General features: G+C 35.1%; 16 protein-coding genes and 2 other annotated features. Of the genes, 8 read left to right on the forward strand and 8 right to left on the reverse strand.

The window, feature by feature from the left end:
* Positions 1 to 65: 65 nt before the first annotated feature.
* Both rpmG and MKY00_RS21635 read right to left on the reverse strand, forming a co-directional pair.
* Complete coding sequence (gene rpmG / locus MKY00_RS21630) at positions 66 to 215, reverse strand: 50S ribosomal protein L33 (protein WP_001265617.1); 150 nt, start codon at positions 213 to 215, stop codon at positions 66 to 68.
* Between the two features lie 261 nt (positions 216 to 476).
* On the reverse strand, positions 477 to 1,100 hold the full coding sequence (locus MKY00_RS21635; RefSeq protein ID WP_016718505.1) for a nitroreductase family protein: 624 nt from the start codon (positions 1,098 to 1,100) through the stop codon (positions 477 to 479).
* Positions 1,101 to 1,451: 351 nt separating this feature from the next.
* On the opposite strand from MKY00_RS21635, the gene MKY00_RS21640 reads away from it, so the two are divergent.
* Positions 1,452 to 2,102 (forward strand): GTP pyrophosphokinase, encoded by a 651-nt coding sequence (locus tag MKY00_RS21640; RefSeq protein ID WP_000456217.1) that lies wholly within the window; start codon positions 1,452 to 1,454, stop codon positions 2,100 to 2,102.
* A 55-nt stretch (positions 2,103 to 2,157) separates the two neighbouring features.
* Here the strand turns inward: MKY00_RS21640 and MKY00_RS21645 are convergent, their stop codons facing one another.
* Positions 2,158 to 2,625, reverse strand: a complete 468-nt coding sequence (locus MKY00_RS21645) for a hypothetical protein (protein WP_016718506.1) — start codon at positions 2,623 to 2,625, stop codon at positions 2,158 to 2,160.
* 54 nt (positions 2,626 to 2,679) lie between these two features.
* Positions 2,680 to 4,065, reverse strand: coding sequence for an alkaline phosphatase (locus MKY00_RS21650; protein WP_016718507.1), 1,386 nt, complete (start codon positions 4,063 to 4,065; stop codon positions 2,680 to 2,682).
* Positions 4,066 to 4,326: 261 nt separating this feature from the next.
* Between MKY00_RS21650 and MKY00_RS21655 the strand changes: the two genes are divergently transcribed.
* Complete coding sequence (locus tag MKY00_RS21655; protein ID WP_016718508.1) at positions 4,327 to 5,160, forward strand: GNAT family N-acetyltransferase; 834 nt, start codon at positions 4,327 to 4,329, stop codon at positions 5,158 to 5,160.
* 15 nt (positions 5,161 to 5,175) lie between these two features.
* The gene (locus MKY00_RS21660) at positions 5,176 to 6,060 is read left to right on the forward strand and encodes an alpha/beta fold hydrolase (protein WP_016718509.1); all 885 of its coding nucleotides are present in this window, start codon (positions 5,176 to 5,178) and stop codon (positions 6,058 to 6,060) included.
* A gap of 36 nt (positions 6,061 to 6,096) precedes the next feature.
* Here the strand turns inward: MKY00_RS21660 and MKY00_RS21665 are convergent, their stop codons facing one another.
* The 3 genes from MKY00_RS21665 to MKY00_RS21675 all read right to left on the reverse strand — a co-directional run bounded on the left by MKY00_RS21665 (position 6,097) and on the right by MKY00_RS21675 (position 8,121).
* On the reverse strand, positions 6,097 to 6,597 hold the full coding sequence (locus MKY00_RS21665) for a DoxX family protein (protein WP_000236600.1): 501 nt from the start codon (positions 6,595 to 6,597) through the stop codon (positions 6,097 to 6,099).
* A 264-nt stretch (positions 6,598 to 6,861) separates the two neighbouring features.
* Positions 6,862 to 7,398 (reverse strand): hypothetical protein, encoded by a 537-nt coding sequence (locus MKY00_RS21670; RefSeq protein WP_000935628.1) that lies wholly within the window; start codon positions 7,396 to 7,398, stop codon positions 6,862 to 6,864.
* 18 nt (positions 7,399 to 7,416) lie between these two features.
* Entirely contained in the window at positions 7,417 to 8,121 is a 705-nt protein-coding gene (locus MKY00_RS21675; RefSeq protein WP_141114900.1) for a histidine phosphatase family protein, read from the reverse strand.
* A gap of 68 nt (positions 8,122 to 8,189) precedes the next feature.
* On the opposite strand from MKY00_RS21675, the gene MKY00_RS21680 reads away from it, so the two are divergent.
* A complete protein-coding gene (locus tag MKY00_RS21680) occupies positions 8,190 to 8,528 on the forward strand; it encodes a hypothetical protein (protein ID WP_014893505.1) in 339 nt (112 codons plus the stop codon).
* Positions 8,529 to 8,597: 69 nt separating this feature from the next.
* Positions 8,598 to 8,720 carry a DUF4023 domain-containing protein gene (locus MKY00_RS21685; protein ID WP_000071861.1) on the forward strand — a complete coding sequence of 41 codons (123 nt, stop codon included), beginning with the start codon at positions 8,598 to 8,600 and terminating at the stop codon, positions 8,718 to 8,720.
* Positions 8,721 to 8,762: 42 nt separating this feature from the next.
* Here MKY00_RS21685 and MKY00_RS21690 read toward each other — a convergent pair whose 3' ends face one another.
* A complete protein-coding gene (locus MKY00_RS21690) occupies positions 8,763 to 10,001 on the reverse strand; it encodes an eIF2A-related protein (protein ID WP_000756046.1) in 1,239 nt (412 codons plus the stop codon).
* A gap of 380 nt (positions 10,002 to 10,381) precedes the next feature.
* On the opposite strand from MKY00_RS21690, the gene MKY00_RS21695 reads away from it, so the two are divergent.
* From MKY00_RS21695 to MKY00_RS21705, 3 genes are all read left to right on the forward strand, one after another.
* Positions 10,382 to 13,135 carry a S8 family serine peptidase gene (locus MKY00_RS21695; RefSeq protein ID WP_016718512.1) on the forward strand — a complete coding sequence of 918 codons (2,754 nt, stop codon included), beginning with the start codon at positions 10,382 to 10,384 and terminating at the stop codon, positions 13,133 to 13,135.
* Between the two features lie 69 nt (positions 13,136 to 13,204).
* Positions 13,205 to 13,433: a binding site (T-box leader), on the forward strand.
* Between the two features lie 51 nt (positions 13,434 to 13,484).
* Positions 13,485 to 13,712 (forward strand) — a binding site (T-box leader).
* Between the two features lie 162 nt (positions 13,713 to 13,874).
* Entirely contained in the window at positions 13,875 to 15,629 is a 1,755-nt protein-coding gene (locus MKY00_RS21700) for an aromatic amino acid hydroxylase (protein ID WP_016718513.1), read from the forward strand.
* Positions 15,610 to 15,924 carry a 4a-hydroxytetrahydrobiopterin dehydratase gene (locus tag MKY00_RS21705; RefSeq protein WP_000979541.1) on the forward strand — a complete coding sequence of 105 codons (315 nt, stop codon included), beginning with the start codon at positions 15,610 to 15,612 and terminating at the stop codon, positions 15,922 to 15,924. The genes MKY00_RS21700 and MKY00_RS21705 overlap by 20 nt, the downstream gene beginning before the upstream one ends.
* Positions 15,925 to 15,926 lie beyond the last annotated feature (2 nt).

A 15,926-nucleotide genomic window follows, 5' to 3' on the forward strand; every position in this document is an offset into this window, starting at 1 on the left:
TAAGAGTCTTACTGTCCGGCAAATAGCGGGATAAACGAAAAAAGACTAGAGATATCTCTAGTCTTCTACTTCGTTTCACGATGTAACGTTACTCGCTTTAATCGTGGACAATATTTTTTTAGTTCGATGCGCTCTGGATTGTTTCGTTTATTTTTTTTAGAAATATAATTACGATCACCGCACTCTGTACAAGCTAATGTAATATTTACACGCATATGTAATTCTCCTTTCTTTTAAAGATCGCAAACTAAAACGTAATGATTACGATTTAAATAATATATAACTTCATTCTATTTGTCAATTGCAAAACAAAAAGAGGCTGTCCCAAAAGGTGCTTTTTAGCCAAAATCGTATAAAAAGTGAAAGGCAGAAATGTTGATTTTATAACGTTTCTGCCTTTTCAATTTCATGTGATCTTACTTCGAAAGAGACTTATGGGACAGCCCCCTTTTATTTTTAGTACTTTATACTTTTTATTAAAATGTCTCATATGTAACAAACTCACTAATTGGTTTTCTATATCCTCGTGGACGAATTTTAGTAGTATCACTTTTTCCTATCGTAATCATTAAAACAGGTACTACATGCTCTGGCATATTCAATTCACTTTGTACTGCTTTTTCATCAAAACCGATCATTGGACACGTATCATATCCATAATATTTAGCTGCGTACATAAAAGTCATCGCACTTAACGAAGCATTTCTAATCGCTTCCTCTTCCATGAAGCGTTCTCCTTTTCCTTCATATAACCCTTTCGTTTGCCTAATTGTATCTTCATACTCACATTCATCAATCATCTTTAAAACCTTCATACCGAAATAAATATTTTCGACATTTTGGTATGCTCTCTTGTCACCACAAACAAGTATTACCGCAGATGCACTCGATACTTTATATTGCCTAAAAGCTAACTCTTTTAATCTTTCTTTGCGCTCTTGATCACGAATTACAACATAATGTGTATGTTGCAAATTGTAACAAGATGGAGAAAGCTTTGTTAGCTCAAATATTTTTTTAAAATCCTCATCTGGGATTTCTATTCCTTGTACAAATTTCATTGCAGAACGTCTAGCAATTGCTAATTCTTCAAAATTCACCGTATAGCCCCCTAATAACCATAAATTCAAATATACAATAATTTATACAATTGAATAAATCAAATGAAAACACTTTAAATTATGGATAATAATGATGATTTACAAAAAAAAGACAAAAAGCTGAAACAATTAGTTCATACGAAATTCACACGAATCTATTACTATAGAAATTGTACATAGTGAATTTATTAACAATCACGTTTATTCATATAGAATTTTATTTGAAAGGAGTTGAAAGTATGAAAACTAAATATCGCTTTATGATCTCATCATTTGCTGCTTGCGCTTATATGCTTTGGTATTTAGTATAATAACAACCTCACTTGTAAATAGGAAAAGGTGTGTATATAAATGGAATATAATCAATCAACAGTTAACTACTGGAAAGCTTTTGTACTACCATATACATTTGCTTTAGAAGAGTTAAAAACTAAATTTGAAATTATGAACCGGGAAGCCCAATTTTTAGAGGATTACAACCCGTTTGAACATATAAAAACAAGATTAAAACAACCTGAAAGTATTATTAAAAAGCTTGAACGTAAAAATTTATTACCGACAGTTGAAAATGCGCAAACGCATTTACAAGACATCATCGGCATTCGTATTACATGTTGCTTCGTAGAAGATATCTATCATTTGAAAGAAGTTATTCAAAAGCGTGAAGATATGGAAATCATAGAGGTAAAAGATTATATCGCTAATCCAAAACAAAATGGATATAAAAGTTTACACATGATTATTAAATATCCTTTATCACTGAATTCTGGTACAAAAGAAGTCTTTGCAGAAATTCAGTTACGTACGCTCGCAATGGACTTTTGGGCAAGTTTAGAACATAAACTTTATTATAAATATGAAGGGAAAATACCTGAGTATTTAAAAGATGAACTACATGATGCCGCAATGAAAGCTGAAGATCTTGATAATAAAATGGCAACCATTCGCCAAGATATTGATGATATCGAGGCATGCTCAGATCAAATTATGTTACCACTATAAAAAAAGGTTCTCGCCAATGAGAACCTTTTTTGCGCTATTTACGGAAAGTTTCACTTTATTTCTTCTCTATCGTGCGAACCTCTTCAATTTTCCAGCCATCCTCTTCTTTTCCAAGTGCATACTGTACTTTCTTCTGAATAGTGACCTCTCCTTCTATTTCCTTTTCTTTTGTTTCAACAACAACATATCCTGCTTTACTAGCTTTTATGTCTATATGTTCCAATTCAATTTTTTTATTTCCCTTTTGAAAAGCTGCTTCTTTTTGCGTTTTTAAGTCTTCAGCACTAGGCATGTTCTTTGAAAATAACTCCATATGTTCAGTAAGATTTTTTTCATTTGTCGTCCGTACAAATTTCTCTATCACACCTTGAATCGTTTTCTCTTCTTCTTTCGTTATTTGTACCTTTCCTTCAGCTTTTGTAGTAGTAGCTTTTTGTTCTATCTGATTCTCTTTGGATTGACATCCAACTAGCAATAATACACCTATTAGAAAGGATACTATCCCTATGAAAAAAGCTCTCATCTTCCCATCTCCTAAAAAGAAAAGTGAGGCATTTCGCCTCACTTTCGTTTATAATTAGCGTCTTCCTTTATTCGGATCGCCACCGCCAACAATATCAAAGACACGTTTAGCGATATTTGTATTCTCTTGAACGCCAGAGAACAAGTATTTACCAGGGCCAAATGCATATACGTTTACATCTTCTCCTGTATGTCCACCTGTTGTCCATCCTGTAACCGAACGCTTATTGAAAATATCTTCAATCGCATTATCAATCTTTGTTACATCTTTTGAAGGAGCAATATCATTTACCGCTTTAATTTCTTCTGGTGTTAATTGTAAATCAATATATTTTTTCAATGTTTCTTCTACATTTGCACCGTTTGCAATCTCATTTGCCATAAAGTCTGGTGTGCGTTTTGCAGCTTTAATTGGATCTACTTTAAAGTTATACTCACCATTTGCACCTAAAGATAATCCACCAGTAGCGTGGTCTGCCGTTGCAACGACTAACGTATTTTTATCTTTTTTCGCAAACTCAATCGCTGCTTTAAATGCTTTTTCAAAGTCTTCCATTTCACTCATTGCGCCAACGATATCATTATCATGTCCCGCCCAGTCAATTTGACTTCCTTCAACCATTAAGAAGAAACCTTTTTTATTTTTGTTCAAACGCTCAATTGCTGCATTTGTCATTTCTTCTAATGAAGGTGTCTTCTCATTACGGTCAATCATTTTATCTAAACCGCCTGGTGCAAATAAACCAAGGATTTGATCATTTTTATCATTTAACAATTGATCTCGATCTGTTACGTAGCTATAACCAGATTTCTTAAACTCTTCTGTAAGATTGCGATCTTTTCTAACAAAGTTTTTTACGCCGCCGCCAAGCATAACATCTACTTTATGCTTCCCTTTGATTTTCTCATCAAAATAATCATTTGCAATTGCGTCCATATTTTTACGACTAATGTCATGCGCACCGAAAGCAGCTGGTGTAGCATGTGTAATTTCAGAAGTAGCAACGAGTCCTGTCGATTTCCCCTTTTCTTTCGCTTGTTCAAGAACAGTTTTCACTTCTGCTTTATCATTATCAACTGCAATTGCCGCATTATATGTTTTAATTCCTGCTGACATAGCTGTTGCTGCAGATGCAGAGTCTGTGATATTTTCATGTTCATCTTCTGGATATGTCTTTTGTGTTCCTACAAGATGCTTATCAAACTCTGTAGATTCCATCTCAAAAGTTTTTGGATTATCTTTCATATAACGGTGAGCTGTCATATATGAAGGGCCCATACCATCCCCAATTAATACAATGACATTTTTAATCTTTGCATTGCTTCCGTTCTCATCTGCACTCACTTCATTAGAACGTGTAAAATTCCATGTTGCTACCGAAGTAACTGCTAATGATGCCACAACTGCAAATGGCCATGCTTTTTTCACAAACTTTTTCACTGTCTTGTCCCCCTAATTAGGTTATTCATTTCCCACTATCAAATTTAATAGAAGACTATTAAGAGAAAATTAGTTATATGTAAATTTTTTGTTAACTTATGTAAATATCAGTTATAATTTGTATAAGTTTGTCTTTTTATATCAACCATCTTCACCTTTACAATCAAAATATAAACAAGTTGGATTTCATTTAACGTAAATCTCTTATTTAACATTTTCCATCTACTTTTATAAAAATTAATAGAAATGTGGTGAGCATTTATGAAAACAATACAGCTAGATGAATCTTTTATTTTCGATCTACTCGACCTTTGTAAAGCTGTTGGATGGTTACAAGAGAAAACATTTATGAAAAAACAATTTGAAATGTACTTTTCTCTTGGCACACTTATCGGTTATATGCATGACAATAAGCTGATTGCAACTGGAGGAGTATTTCCTTTTAAAGATAGTTTTTCTACTATTGGCATGTTAATCGTCCATCCTGATTTTCAAGGCCAGGGCATCGGGCGAACATTGCTAAATCATTGCTTAGCACACACTCACCCAAAACAACCAATTGCACTTATTGCAACAAAAGCTGGTGAGCCTCTTTATACATCATGCGGATTTCAAACAGTAACGACGATTCATCGTTTTGAGAAACAAACTACTAAAACACATATTACTCATACGCAACAAGTAAAAGAAAAAGACATTATATCGCTTATTTCTCTCGATCAAAGTACAACTGGTGCCGATCGTTCTTTACTGTATTCATTACTATTACCAAGAACAAGTCACTCTTTTAAAATTGAGAGACATAACTGTATAGAAGCTTTTTCCTTATGCATACAAAAAGGTAATATATTATGTATCAATCCACTTATCGCCAAACGAGAAGAAGATGCTATTCAATTACTACAAAAGATATGTGAATGTTGGAATGGCACAGTAAGGATTGATGTCCCACATTCACAATTTTCATTTCGCAAATTGCTTCAAACAGAAAATTTCCAAGAAACGCTCCTTTCACCTCTTATGATCAAAAATGGTAGCCAACTTCCTGGAAATCGTAATATGCTATTTGCTATGATAGATACAGCGTTATGTTAGAAAGGGGACACCTAATTGAGGCGATTTAGCTATTTTATGGTAGGTTGTCTTACTCTTACACTATTAGTAGGATGTAGTGCAGCAGAAAAACCAGTAGAACAAGTAAAACAAGTTAAAAATACACTTACAGCAAAACTAGCTACCGAGGAAAAAATGATAGAAATAGATGGTCAAACCATTTACTTCAAAAAGATTGGTAATGAAAAACCACCTTTACTTATGATCCATGGATTTGGGGGATCATCAGATGGTTTTCAAAAGATTTACTCAGACTTAGCAAAAAATCATACAATTATTTCTGTAGATGCTTTAGGCTTCGGACGCTCATCAAAGCCAATGGATTTTTATTATTCTTTCCCAACCCATGCAAATTTGTATTATAAATTAATGAAAAAACTAGGTTACGATTCGTTTGCAATACTGGGCCACTCAATGGGTGGAGAAATTTCTCTTAATTTAACATATTTATATCCAGAAGCCGTTACCCACCTTATTTTAACTGATGCTACAGGCGGTCCTCATACACTCGTTAATAAACAAGGATCACCAAGACCACAGTTGTCGACTGATTTAAATACCGTTTCTGCTATTGCAGATTATGATGAGAGCAAAGTGAAATTTAAACGTAATGATGAAGAGCATTACAATAAAATGAAATTATGGCCGAGACGTCTTCAAATTAATGCAGATGAAATAAAACAGCCAACCTTAATTATATGGGGAAGAAATGATAGTAGCGTTTCTTGGAAAGAGGGAGAAACGTATCATCAATTTTTAAAAAATAGTACTTTCCATATTATCGAAAAAGGTTATCACGCACCATTTCGTCAGGAACCACAGGAGTTTGTAGGGTATGTGAAAGACTTCTTTGACAAAAACCCTATAATAGCTGAAAAATAAGCGGGTATCTCATTTTGAGATACCCGCTTTCATATATTAAGCAGCTTGCTTTTGGCGTTTTTGAGTTTTTGAACCTAATACTTTCGGAATAACGAAACCATCTATTCCAAATTTACCAGCATTCATACCAGAAACTAGAACGAACATTGATAAAATAACCATTTCAGGATTCACACCAATTGACCCACTAAACATATAGGAAAAGTTCATTACAAGACCGAAAAAGACCGCTGTTTTTGTTAAACATCCTACAATTAAACCAATTCCGACTAAAATTTCTCCCCACGTTACAAGTGTATTAAATAGATCAACGTTTGGAATTGCGAAATCTTGTAAAAATGATGCCCACCAAGATTGAACAGCCGGTTGTGCTCCTTTAGATTTTTCAATTGCACCTTGTAAATAACCAGTTGCATCGAATCCTTTTCCTTGTAGTTTACCGATTCCAGCCATTAACCATGTGTAACCAAGATACACTCGAATTACCGCTAACACAAAAGAAACTGCTTTGTTTTCTCTTAAAAATTGAATAACCATATCTTCCTCCTAAAGTTGTAATTAAGTTAGTTACAGATAATATAATAACATTAGTTACTTATTTTTCAAACGTTAATTATGAATAATCCGTGACATGTGTATAAAACATTAAAAACTAACGTTTATATAGTAACTTTTATTACCTGTAAAAACTTGAACATATCATACCATAAGTGATAATGGTTTTCATTGAAGAAAATGTAAAAAAAATGTGAGTTAAATGTGAAACACGTTTATTCGAATATAGAATAAACGTGTTTCACACTACTTATATAATTGAAATGTATGTGTCTCTTTATCAATTAACCGTGCTTCTTCAAAAGCCTCTCCTAACGTTTTTTCATGGTTAATAAGCCCGTAAAATAAGCGTATTGTAAACATAAGTGCTGCATTCCCATCTACATAATCTATTGATCCAATATACGATTTTGCGCCACTACGTAAGAAAGATTCTGCTAATTTTCGCTCCCCTAACGTACACCCACTATTTACAATATTTACATTATGCAATTTTGCATATTTATAAATTTCTGCTGCACCAAAGTATCCCCGCGGTTCATCTTGTTCATATATATCTTCACCTAACTCTTCCATGACAAATTTTCCTTCCTCGCCATGGAAGCAAAAGACAACATAATCGATATCATTATATAAACCGTTTCCAGAAAGAATATCGACGAACTCTTTCGGTCTACCGATCCAGTACGTTATAACTTTCGCCCCAAAATATTCAAGTGATGCTCTGATTGATTGCGCCTCTAAATCCGAATTAAAGCCAACTACTAGTGCAACATTCAACATACACCCTCCATCCTATCATTAGATCTCCTCAATCCAACTTTTAAGGGATACATCCATTTCATATATACCCGTTTCTTGCAAAAAATCAGCTCTAGTTAAAACGACCTTCTGTAAATATTTCCTATATGCTGTAATTGTCCCGTCGTGAGATACAATGCAAACTCTTTCCGCACCGAGCTCATAACATAAAAGAAGAAATTCATCTACTATTTGCTGAAAGCTATGTTCTGAAATAGTATTTATACCTTCCGTCCATAACTGCTGATTTGTGTTTTTCTCTATCGAAAAATGTGGAAATGAATTTGTTATTATTCCCTGATCTACTATGTGATCACATGGTAATGTTTTCGCTCCTTCTCGATAAGGAAAAATACGCGGGGATACATATGGATGGACAATTTTTTGACAAGCTACCTTCTCACTCCATATCGCCGCCGTTTGCAAAGTTCTAAGTGTAGGGCTAGCGATTAATATATCCGTTTCTTGCAAGGGTACATTGCATTGAAGTAATTTAGCTTGATTCCTTCCCTCATCTGTTAATGATGGATTCAACTTTTGTAAACTTGCCGGCAAATCTTTTGTATGTTCTCCTTCACCGTGCCGAACAAAGACGAATTTCATGCCCATCCTCCTCTCACTATGAAATTCTCTCACATATTTCTTCCCTATTTGATCCTTTATTCCTGCTATATACAAAACCGATATGTAAAAAATATTTGACATAAATAATTGGAAAACATTACAATTGTATATGTCAAATATTTTTTACAGGGGAGAGGAGAAGCATACATATGAAATGGATAACCATCTTAATTGGCATGATTATATGGGGATATATAAACGGATTTTTCAGCAGTGATAAAACTGCTAATCCTTGGATTACAGATGATGAACGGGAAACAAAAATTAAACAGAAAGCAATTATTGCAAGCTGGTCTGGTGTTTTTATGTTTTGTACCATTAACCTCTTAAACAAATGGTTAGGTGCAGGAACGAGCGATACATCACCTTACTTACCATCTTCTATCGCAACTATTTTAAAAGAAAATGTAGAATTACAAATTTTATTTATGCTATTTATTACGTATGGTATATTTTACGTATACTATCGAAGAAAACTAAGTGCTTAACTTTCATCTCATGATTATCCTCCTAAATGGTTATAGTAATTAGGACGAAATGAAAGGAGCGATAGAAAAATGAGTAACTCGAATGATTTTTTAGATACACTGCATGAAAAACAAGCAAAAGATGAACAGAACAGAAAGCGTCAGGGAAACGGCAACCCAGCGAAAAAAAAGCCAAATAAAACGCATAAATAACCAATAAAAAATGTGCCTAAAATTATCTTTTAGGCACATTTTTTATTCTTCTTTTACCGAGATAACATTTCCCCAATTCCATTTCTCATAATACCACTCTGGTACATCTATATTTTCAATCCACTTCATTTCATGCTTTCCATCTCTATGAGCAAGCCATACATCTGCTTTCTTACGGTCTGAACGTATCCATATTAATTGATTGCTCTTCTTCATAAAGATTGGATGATAATCACCCTGCTTATGAGGTGGCTTTGTGATTCGATGCTGTACATTGCTTGTACTATCAACCTCATATAAAGATGGTAGTGGCCTTTTTTCTGGCAATGTTTCAAATCCTCCCTCTTTTGCTCGAGAGACGATAATTATGTTATCGTTCTTCCATGCAAAATCCCAATCGACATATCCTTTCGGCGTAAAAGTATTTTGCTGAAGTGCCGGCAGTTCTTTTACTTTTAAATGTTTATTCTCTAACGCAACTCTTCCGCTCCCTTCAATATAAGCTAATATATTTTTTGATGGTGACCATTGAAACCATTGTGCGTTTAATAACATTTGATCTACTTTTTCAAACCGACTGCCATCTGCACGAACTAAGCAAAGCGTATTACTATCAGCTGACCATGAAGCTGTCGGTACTGCTAAAAATGAAATCCACTTTTGATCTGGTGACCACTTAAAGCCACTTGCAACTAGCGCTAGGAAATCATCATGTTCATTTGGCAATGCATACAAATGTTTCATTTTATGAGGGTTCATATGGGCATCTTTTTGCACTTCATATAGCTGTGCTCCTGTCCATCCTGTTGGAAGTAAGTGTGCTTCAGAGGATACAAAAAACTTCTTTCCATCAGGATACCATGCATAATCTCCTACACCTGCCGATACATTTTCAAAATCCACATTCTTTTTTTGAACATCAAACGTATTTAACGTATTCGCAAATACAAATGCAATTGTATTCTCTTTCGGTGACCATTGATAATTTGATACTTCAGATTGCAATGGCCTAACTTTTTTTCCATCTTCCAGTCGGTACAATTCCAAGGTGTTTTGTTTCTTCCCTTTAACATAGGCAATCCATTCTCCATCATGAGACCATTTCGGCCCTATTATGTATTCACCTTTTGTTATTTGTTTTTCCTTTCCATCAATTTTAATCCAAAGGTCATGATGACGAACAAAAGCAATTTTCACACCACTATTTTCTGCTTTAATAATAGTAATTGAACTTAAAAATATAAATAATACTACGATGGCACTTACTATAACCTTTTTCATAACACCCCTCCATTTCCTTCCTAGCATTCCTCAATGTCCACCTACAATATGTAAAAAATACCTATTCGACATAATCAGAAAAAATTTCCCAAGAAATTTCAAATTCATAGAGGATTGGTATGAATTATGTCGAAAATATAGTTTAGCTAACATCCGATTATGTAATTCGGGATAAAGTGAAACTTTAATCAGTGGGGGTTTTCTTCATCCCCCACTGATTATTAGTTGAACCAATCGGACTTTTATGGGCAGCCCGGCCCCCACCTAACTTCTTTGCTTTCGCTGCATTTTGAGGTGGGGGTCTTACTGCCCATTAAAGTCGGATAAATTTGCAAGGTTATTTTTCTGAATATTAGCACTTTTTATCAGGGGGAGTTTCAATGAAAAAAACTACATCTACACTATTAAGTATGGCGCTCGTCTTTTCCAGTTTTGGAGCTTTAAGCGCACATGCTGAATCACTGCAAAAGGAGAAGCAATTTAGTCCACAACTAAAAACAACGATTGAACAGTGGGGAGAAAATAAAATTGCGCAAAATGTTGAAACAAAAACTGCAAAAGAAATTTCAGTCATTGTAGAATTGCAACATGCACCTCTCGCAGCACAAGGTAATATTCAGCATGCTCCAGATTTACAAAGTAATCATGCACAGTCTTATCATGCCGAGCTAAAAAAAGCACAAGAAGATACGACTAAGAAAATAAAAGAAAAAGCACCTGGTGCAAAAATTAAAGAAGTGTATAATACGTTATTTTCCGGATTCTCTATTTCAGTTCCTGGAGATCAAATTACTGCTCTTGCTTCTTTACCTGAAGTAAAAGCAGTCTATCCGAACTTAACATATAAACTACATGAAACATCAAAAAGTACTACTAATGAAGAAGCACCAAACATCGGCGGACCGACAATTGGTGCAACTGAAGCGTGGAATTTAAAAGACCCATCTGGCAAACCTCTTGATGGAAAAGGGATGAAAGTAGCAATTATCGATTCTGGCGTAGACTATACACATCCTGACTTAAAAGCAAATTATATTGGTGGATATGACACAGTCGATGAAGATAATGATCCTATGGATGGTAACGTACATGGTACTCATGTAGCAGGAATTATTGCTGGTAATGGAAAAATTAAGGGCGTTGCTCCAAACGCTTCTATTTTAGCCTATCGTGTCATGAATGACGGTGGAACTGGTACAACAGACGATATTATTCAAGGTATTGAACGAGCAATTCAAGATGGTGCTGATGTGTTAAATCTGTCTCTTGGACAAGATTTAAATGTACCTGATCAACCTGTAACTTTAACGTTAGAACGTGCAGCAAAGCTTGGGGTTACTGCAGTCGTTTCAAATGGAAATGATGGCCCAAAACCGTGGTCTGTTGATGCCCCCGCCAATGCAAGTAGTGTTATATCAGTTGGAGCATCTACAGTTTCTATCCCGTTTCCAACATTCCAAGTAGCTGGTTCTACCAAAACATATCAAGGATTACCGTTATCAAGATCGGATTTCCCAATAGGTAATGATTCTCCACTTGTATATGTTGGCTATGGTAATCCAAGCGATTATGCAAAACAAGATGTGAAAGGAAAGTTTGCACTTGTTTTACAAGGTACTTCAAGTACGTTAGTAAAAGCTGAACAAGCGAAACAAGCTGGTGCAATTGGTGTACTATTAATTTCTAACGAAAAAGAAATCAATATTATGCCTGAATACTTTGCACGAGAAAATCTAGCTCTTCCAGTTATGCAATTATCAAATTCAAATGGTGAAGAGCTAAAAAACTTAATTACAAAGCGCAAGAAAAATATAAAAATTGGACAACCAGTTCCAACTGAATTAATTGGTAACTTTAGTTCTAGAGGACCATCACAAGGTAGTTGGCTTATAAAACCAGATATCGTTGCACCAGGAGTACAAATTACGAGTACTGTACCTAGAGGTGGCTATGAGTCTCACAACGGAACCAGTATGGCTGCCCCTCAAGTAGCTGGAGCTGTTGCTTTATTACGTCAAATGCACCCTGATTGGACGCCAGAACAATTGAAAGCATCTCTTGCCAATACAGCAAAAACTTTAAAAGATGTAAATGAAAATACATATCCTGTCATGGCGCAAGGATCTGGTTTAATTAACATCCCGAAAGCAGCTCAAACAGATGTATTAGTCAAACCTAACAATGTGAGCTTCGGTCTTATTAAGCCAAACAGTGGTAAAGTAAAACTGACGCAAAATATTACGTTACAAAATCTATCTAGTAAAAAGAAAAGTTTTTCAACTCGTGTGGAATTGCTAGATGCAAACACAAAAACAAAAGTAAAAACTTCTGTACCTTCATCGATTAGCATACAGCCGAATAGTAGTACCGAAAAACCATTTACTATCACTGTCGATAGTTCGCTACCCCAAGGTGTATATACTGGAAATGTGTATGTAAAAGAACAAGGTAAGAATGAAGAAACTCGCATTCCATTTACATTTAGTATCGATCCTAAAGATTACAAACGTATAGATGGACTCGAAATTATTAATTCTACTTTTAGTCCAAATGGTGACCAAATATTAGACGATAATCTCATCAACTACTATTTAGTTGCACCTGTAGATGATGTAACATTGCATGCAAATTTAGTTACAAAAGAACGTGTAACGTACCAAGGGATTATCCATCAAGCTAAAAATGAAACAGCTGGATACAAACCTTTCAAATGGAATGGTACAAAAACAGATGGTACTCCGTTAGCTGACGGTCTATACCAAATCGAAGCAGTTGCCTCTAATTCTGGTGGGGAAACGAAACAAACAGCTGCTGTATTTCTTGATCGAACTGCACCTAAGTTAACATACGAAGTTGACCAAGAAAACCTTGTAATTACAGGAAAAGTGGATGATATCCTGCTAGATTGGATGACAGAATCTGGTTGGGTAGCACCTGGTATTCCAGTGAGAATGCAATATGAAATCAACGGAAATGGTGTATGGGAAAGTGTGTTCCTAAATCCTTGGGAGAAAAATTACAGCATTTATTTCGATCGTAGTCAATTACAAGAAGGAAAGAATACAATTCATATTGTAGCAACTGATGCAGCTGGAAATACATCTAATTTAAATGTTGATTTAGATGTGAAATAAAAAATTATTGTTGACAATTTTTTTAATATAGTTTTATAATACAAAACATAGTTTAGTTGAACGAATTATATATCGGCTTTGAAGGAATACTAGTAGCGACTTATATCCCTGTCTCAGAGAACTGATGGTTGGTGCAAATCAGTACATATACAAGCGTGAATTACAATTCTGGAGCTTCTTTCCCGTAATGCTTTTTATGCATGAAGAGAAAGACGGATCTTTCCGTTATCTTAAAGTGAGTGGTAAACAATTACTTGTTTACAAATAGGGTGGTACCGCGATTTTTATCGTCCCTATCGGATTTTCCGATAGGGACTTTTTTGCGTCCATCCTTTTACATAATTTCATAATATACGCGTTGAAAGAATCGCAGTAGTGTCTTATATCCCTGTTACAGAGAGCTAATGGTCGGTGGAAATTAGCACATATATAAGTATGAATTACAATTCTGGAGCTTCTTTTTCGTAGTGCTTATAGGCATGAAGGAAAAGACGGAGTTTTTCCGTTATCATTAATTGAGATGTAAGTATATTTTCACTTACAAATAGGGTGGTACCGCGATTCTTTCGCCCCTATCGGATTTTCCGATAGGGGCTTTTTCTATTTCTCACAGAAACAAATGTTAAATAATTCCGAATCTTATGATAAAATTTTATAAGCGCTTACAATTTTGAAAGGGGGTGATACAAGCTATACGAAACCGATACTTAATTTTATTTAAAAAAAGGAGGATGTCTAAATGACAAAGAAAACAGAAATTCCATCGCATTTAAAACCATTCGTATCCACACAGCATTATGATCAATATACACCGGTGAATCACGCTGTGTGGCGTTACATTATGAGACAAAATCATAGTTTCTTAAAAGACGTTGCTCATCCAGCCTATGTGAACGGATTACAATCATCTGGTATTAATATAGATGCAATTCCAAAGGTAGAAGAAATGAATGAGTGTTTAGCACCAAGCGGCTGGGGTGCTGTAACGATTGACGGGCTTATTCCTGGCGTAGCCTTCTTCGATTTTCAAGGACACGGATTATTACCAATCGCAACAGATATTCGCAAGGTAGAGAATATCGAGTATACACCAGCTCCAGATATTGTACACGAAGCAGCAGGACACGCACCTATTTTACTTGATCCTACATATGCAAAATATGTGAAACGATTTGGACAAATTGGTGCAAAAGCTTTCTCAACAAAAGAAGAACATGATGCATTCGAAGCTGTTCGTACATTAACAATTGTAAAAGAAAGCCCTACTTCTACTCCTGATGAAGTTACAGCTGCTGAGAATAATGTACTTGAAAAACAAAAGTTAGTTTCTGGCTTATCAGAAGCGGAACAAATTTCACGTCTTTTCTGGTGGACAGTAGAATATGGATTAATCGGAAATATAGATGTTCCAAAAATATATGGTGCTGGTCTCCTTTCTTCTGTTGGCGAAAGCAAACATTGCTTAACAGACGCTGTAGAAAAGGTTCCATTCTCTATAGAGGCATGTACAAGTACAACTTATGACGTAACAAAAATGCAACCACAACTATTTGTTTGCGAATCATTTGAAGAATTAACAGAAGCACTTGAGAAATTCTCTGAAACGATGGCCTTTAAAACAGGTGGTAAAGAAGGATTAGAAAAAGCAATTCGCTCTGAAAATCATGCAACTGCTGAATTAAATAGCGGATTACAAATTACAGGCACATTTACCGAGACAATTGAAAACGATGCAGGTGAATTGATCTACATGCGAACGAGTTCGCCAACAGCATTAGCAATTCACAATAAACAGCTAGCGAATCATTCTACGTCTGTACACAGTGACGGGTTTGGAACACCAATTGGATTACTCACTGAAAATATTGCATTAGAAAATTGTACAGATGAACAATTACAATCATTAGGAATTACAATTGGAAATGTTGCTGAGTTTACTTTTGCAAGTGGTATTCATGTAAAAGGAACAGTGACTGATATTGTAAAAAACGATAAAAAAATTGCGCTTATTTCCTTTATCAGTTGCACAGTTACTTATAACGACCGCGTTTTATTTGATGCTTCATGGGGCGCATTTGATATGGCTGTTGGTTCAACAATTACTTCGGTATTCCCAGGTGCCGCAGATGCTGCAGCATTTTTCCCAACGGATGAAGAAGTTCAAAAAATACCTGCTCCACTTGTACTGAATGAACTTGAACGTATGTATCAAACCGTTCGTGACATTCGAAATGAAGGTATTTTACACGACGCGCATATCGAGCAATTAGTAGCAATTCAAGAGGTATTAAATAAATTGTATCCGAAAGAATGGTTACTTCGCCTTGAAATATTAGAATTGCTTTTAGAACATAACAAAGGGCATGAAACATCAGAAGCATTATTACAACAACTTTCTACTTTCACAACTGATGAAGCTGTGACACGTCTTATTAACAATGGTCTTACGCTACTTCCAGTAAAGGATGTGAAAAATGATGCTACGATTAACTGAAGAAGAAGTTCAAGAGGAATTATTGAAGTTAGATAAATGGGTAGTAAAAGATGAAAAATGGATTGAAAGAAAATATATGTTTTCCGACTACTTAAAAGGAGTCGAATTTGTCTCTGAAGCCGCCAAACTATCAGAAGAACATAATCACCACCCATTTATCCTTATCCAGTATAAAGCAGTCATTATTACTTTGTCATCTTGGAATGCAAAAGGTTTAACGAAACTCGATTTTGAGCTTGCGAAGCAATTTGATGAGCTATTTGTCCAAAATGAAAAAGCCATTATAAGAAAGTAAAA

The organism is Bacillus sp. FSL R9-9834 (assembly GCF_038006905.1).
Classification (GTDB): Bacteria; Bacillota; Bacilli; order Bacillales; family Bacillaceae_G; genus Bacillus_A; species Bacillus_A pacificus.

Bases quoted from the DNA above. Each gene is read 5' to 3' on its own strand.
- rpmG (WP_001265617.1), bottom strand. From the start codon at position 215: ATGCGTGTAAATATTACATTAGCTTGTACAGAGTGCGGTGATCGTAAT.
- MKY00_RS21640 (WP_000456217.1), top strand. From the start codon at position 1,452: ATGGAATATAATCAATCAACAGTTAACTACTGGAAAGCTTTTGTACTA.
- MKY00_RS21645 (WP_016718506.1), bottom strand. From the start codon at position 2,625: ATGAGAGCTTTTTTCATAGGGATAGTATCCTTTCTAATAGGTGTATTA.
- MKY00_RS21655 (WP_016718508.1), top strand. From the start codon at position 4,327: ATGAAAACAATACAGCTAGATGAATCTTTTATTTTCGATCTACTCGAC.
- MKY00_RS21665 (WP_000236600.1), bottom strand. From the start codon at position 6,597: ATGGTTATTCAATTTTTAAGAGAAAACAAAGCAGTTTCTTTTGTGTTA.
- MKY00_RS21670 (WP_000935628.1), bottom strand. From the start codon at position 7,398: ATGTTGAATGTTGCACTAGTAGTTGGCTTTAATTCGGATTTAGAGGCG.
- MKY00_RS21675 (WP_141114900.1), bottom strand. From the start codon at position 8,121: ATGTCAAATATTTTTTACATATCGGTTTTGTATATAGCAGGAATAAAG.
- MKY00_RS21680 (WP_014893505.1), top strand. From the start codon at position 8,190: ATGAAATGGATAACCATCTTAATTGGCATGATTATATGGGGATATATA.
- MKY00_RS21685 (WP_000071861.1), top strand. From the start codon at position 8,598: ATGAGTAACTCGAATGATTTTTTAGATACACTGCATGAAAAACAAGCA.
- MKY00_RS21690 (WP_000756046.1), bottom strand. From the start codon at position 10,001: ATGAAAAAGGTTATAGTAAGTGCCATCGTAGTATTATTTATATTTTTA.
- MKY00_RS21695 (WP_016718512.1), top strand. From the start codon at position 10,382: ATGAAAAAAACTACATCTACACTATTAAGTATGGCGCTCGTCTTTTCC.
- MKY00_RS21700 (WP_016718513.1), top strand. From the start codon at position 13,875: ATGACAAAGAAAACAGAAATTCCATCGCATTTAAAACCATTCGTATCC.
- MKY00_RS21705 (WP_000979541.1), top strand. From the start codon at position 15,610: ATGATGCTACGATTAACTGAAGAAGAAGTTCAAGAGGAATTATTGAAG.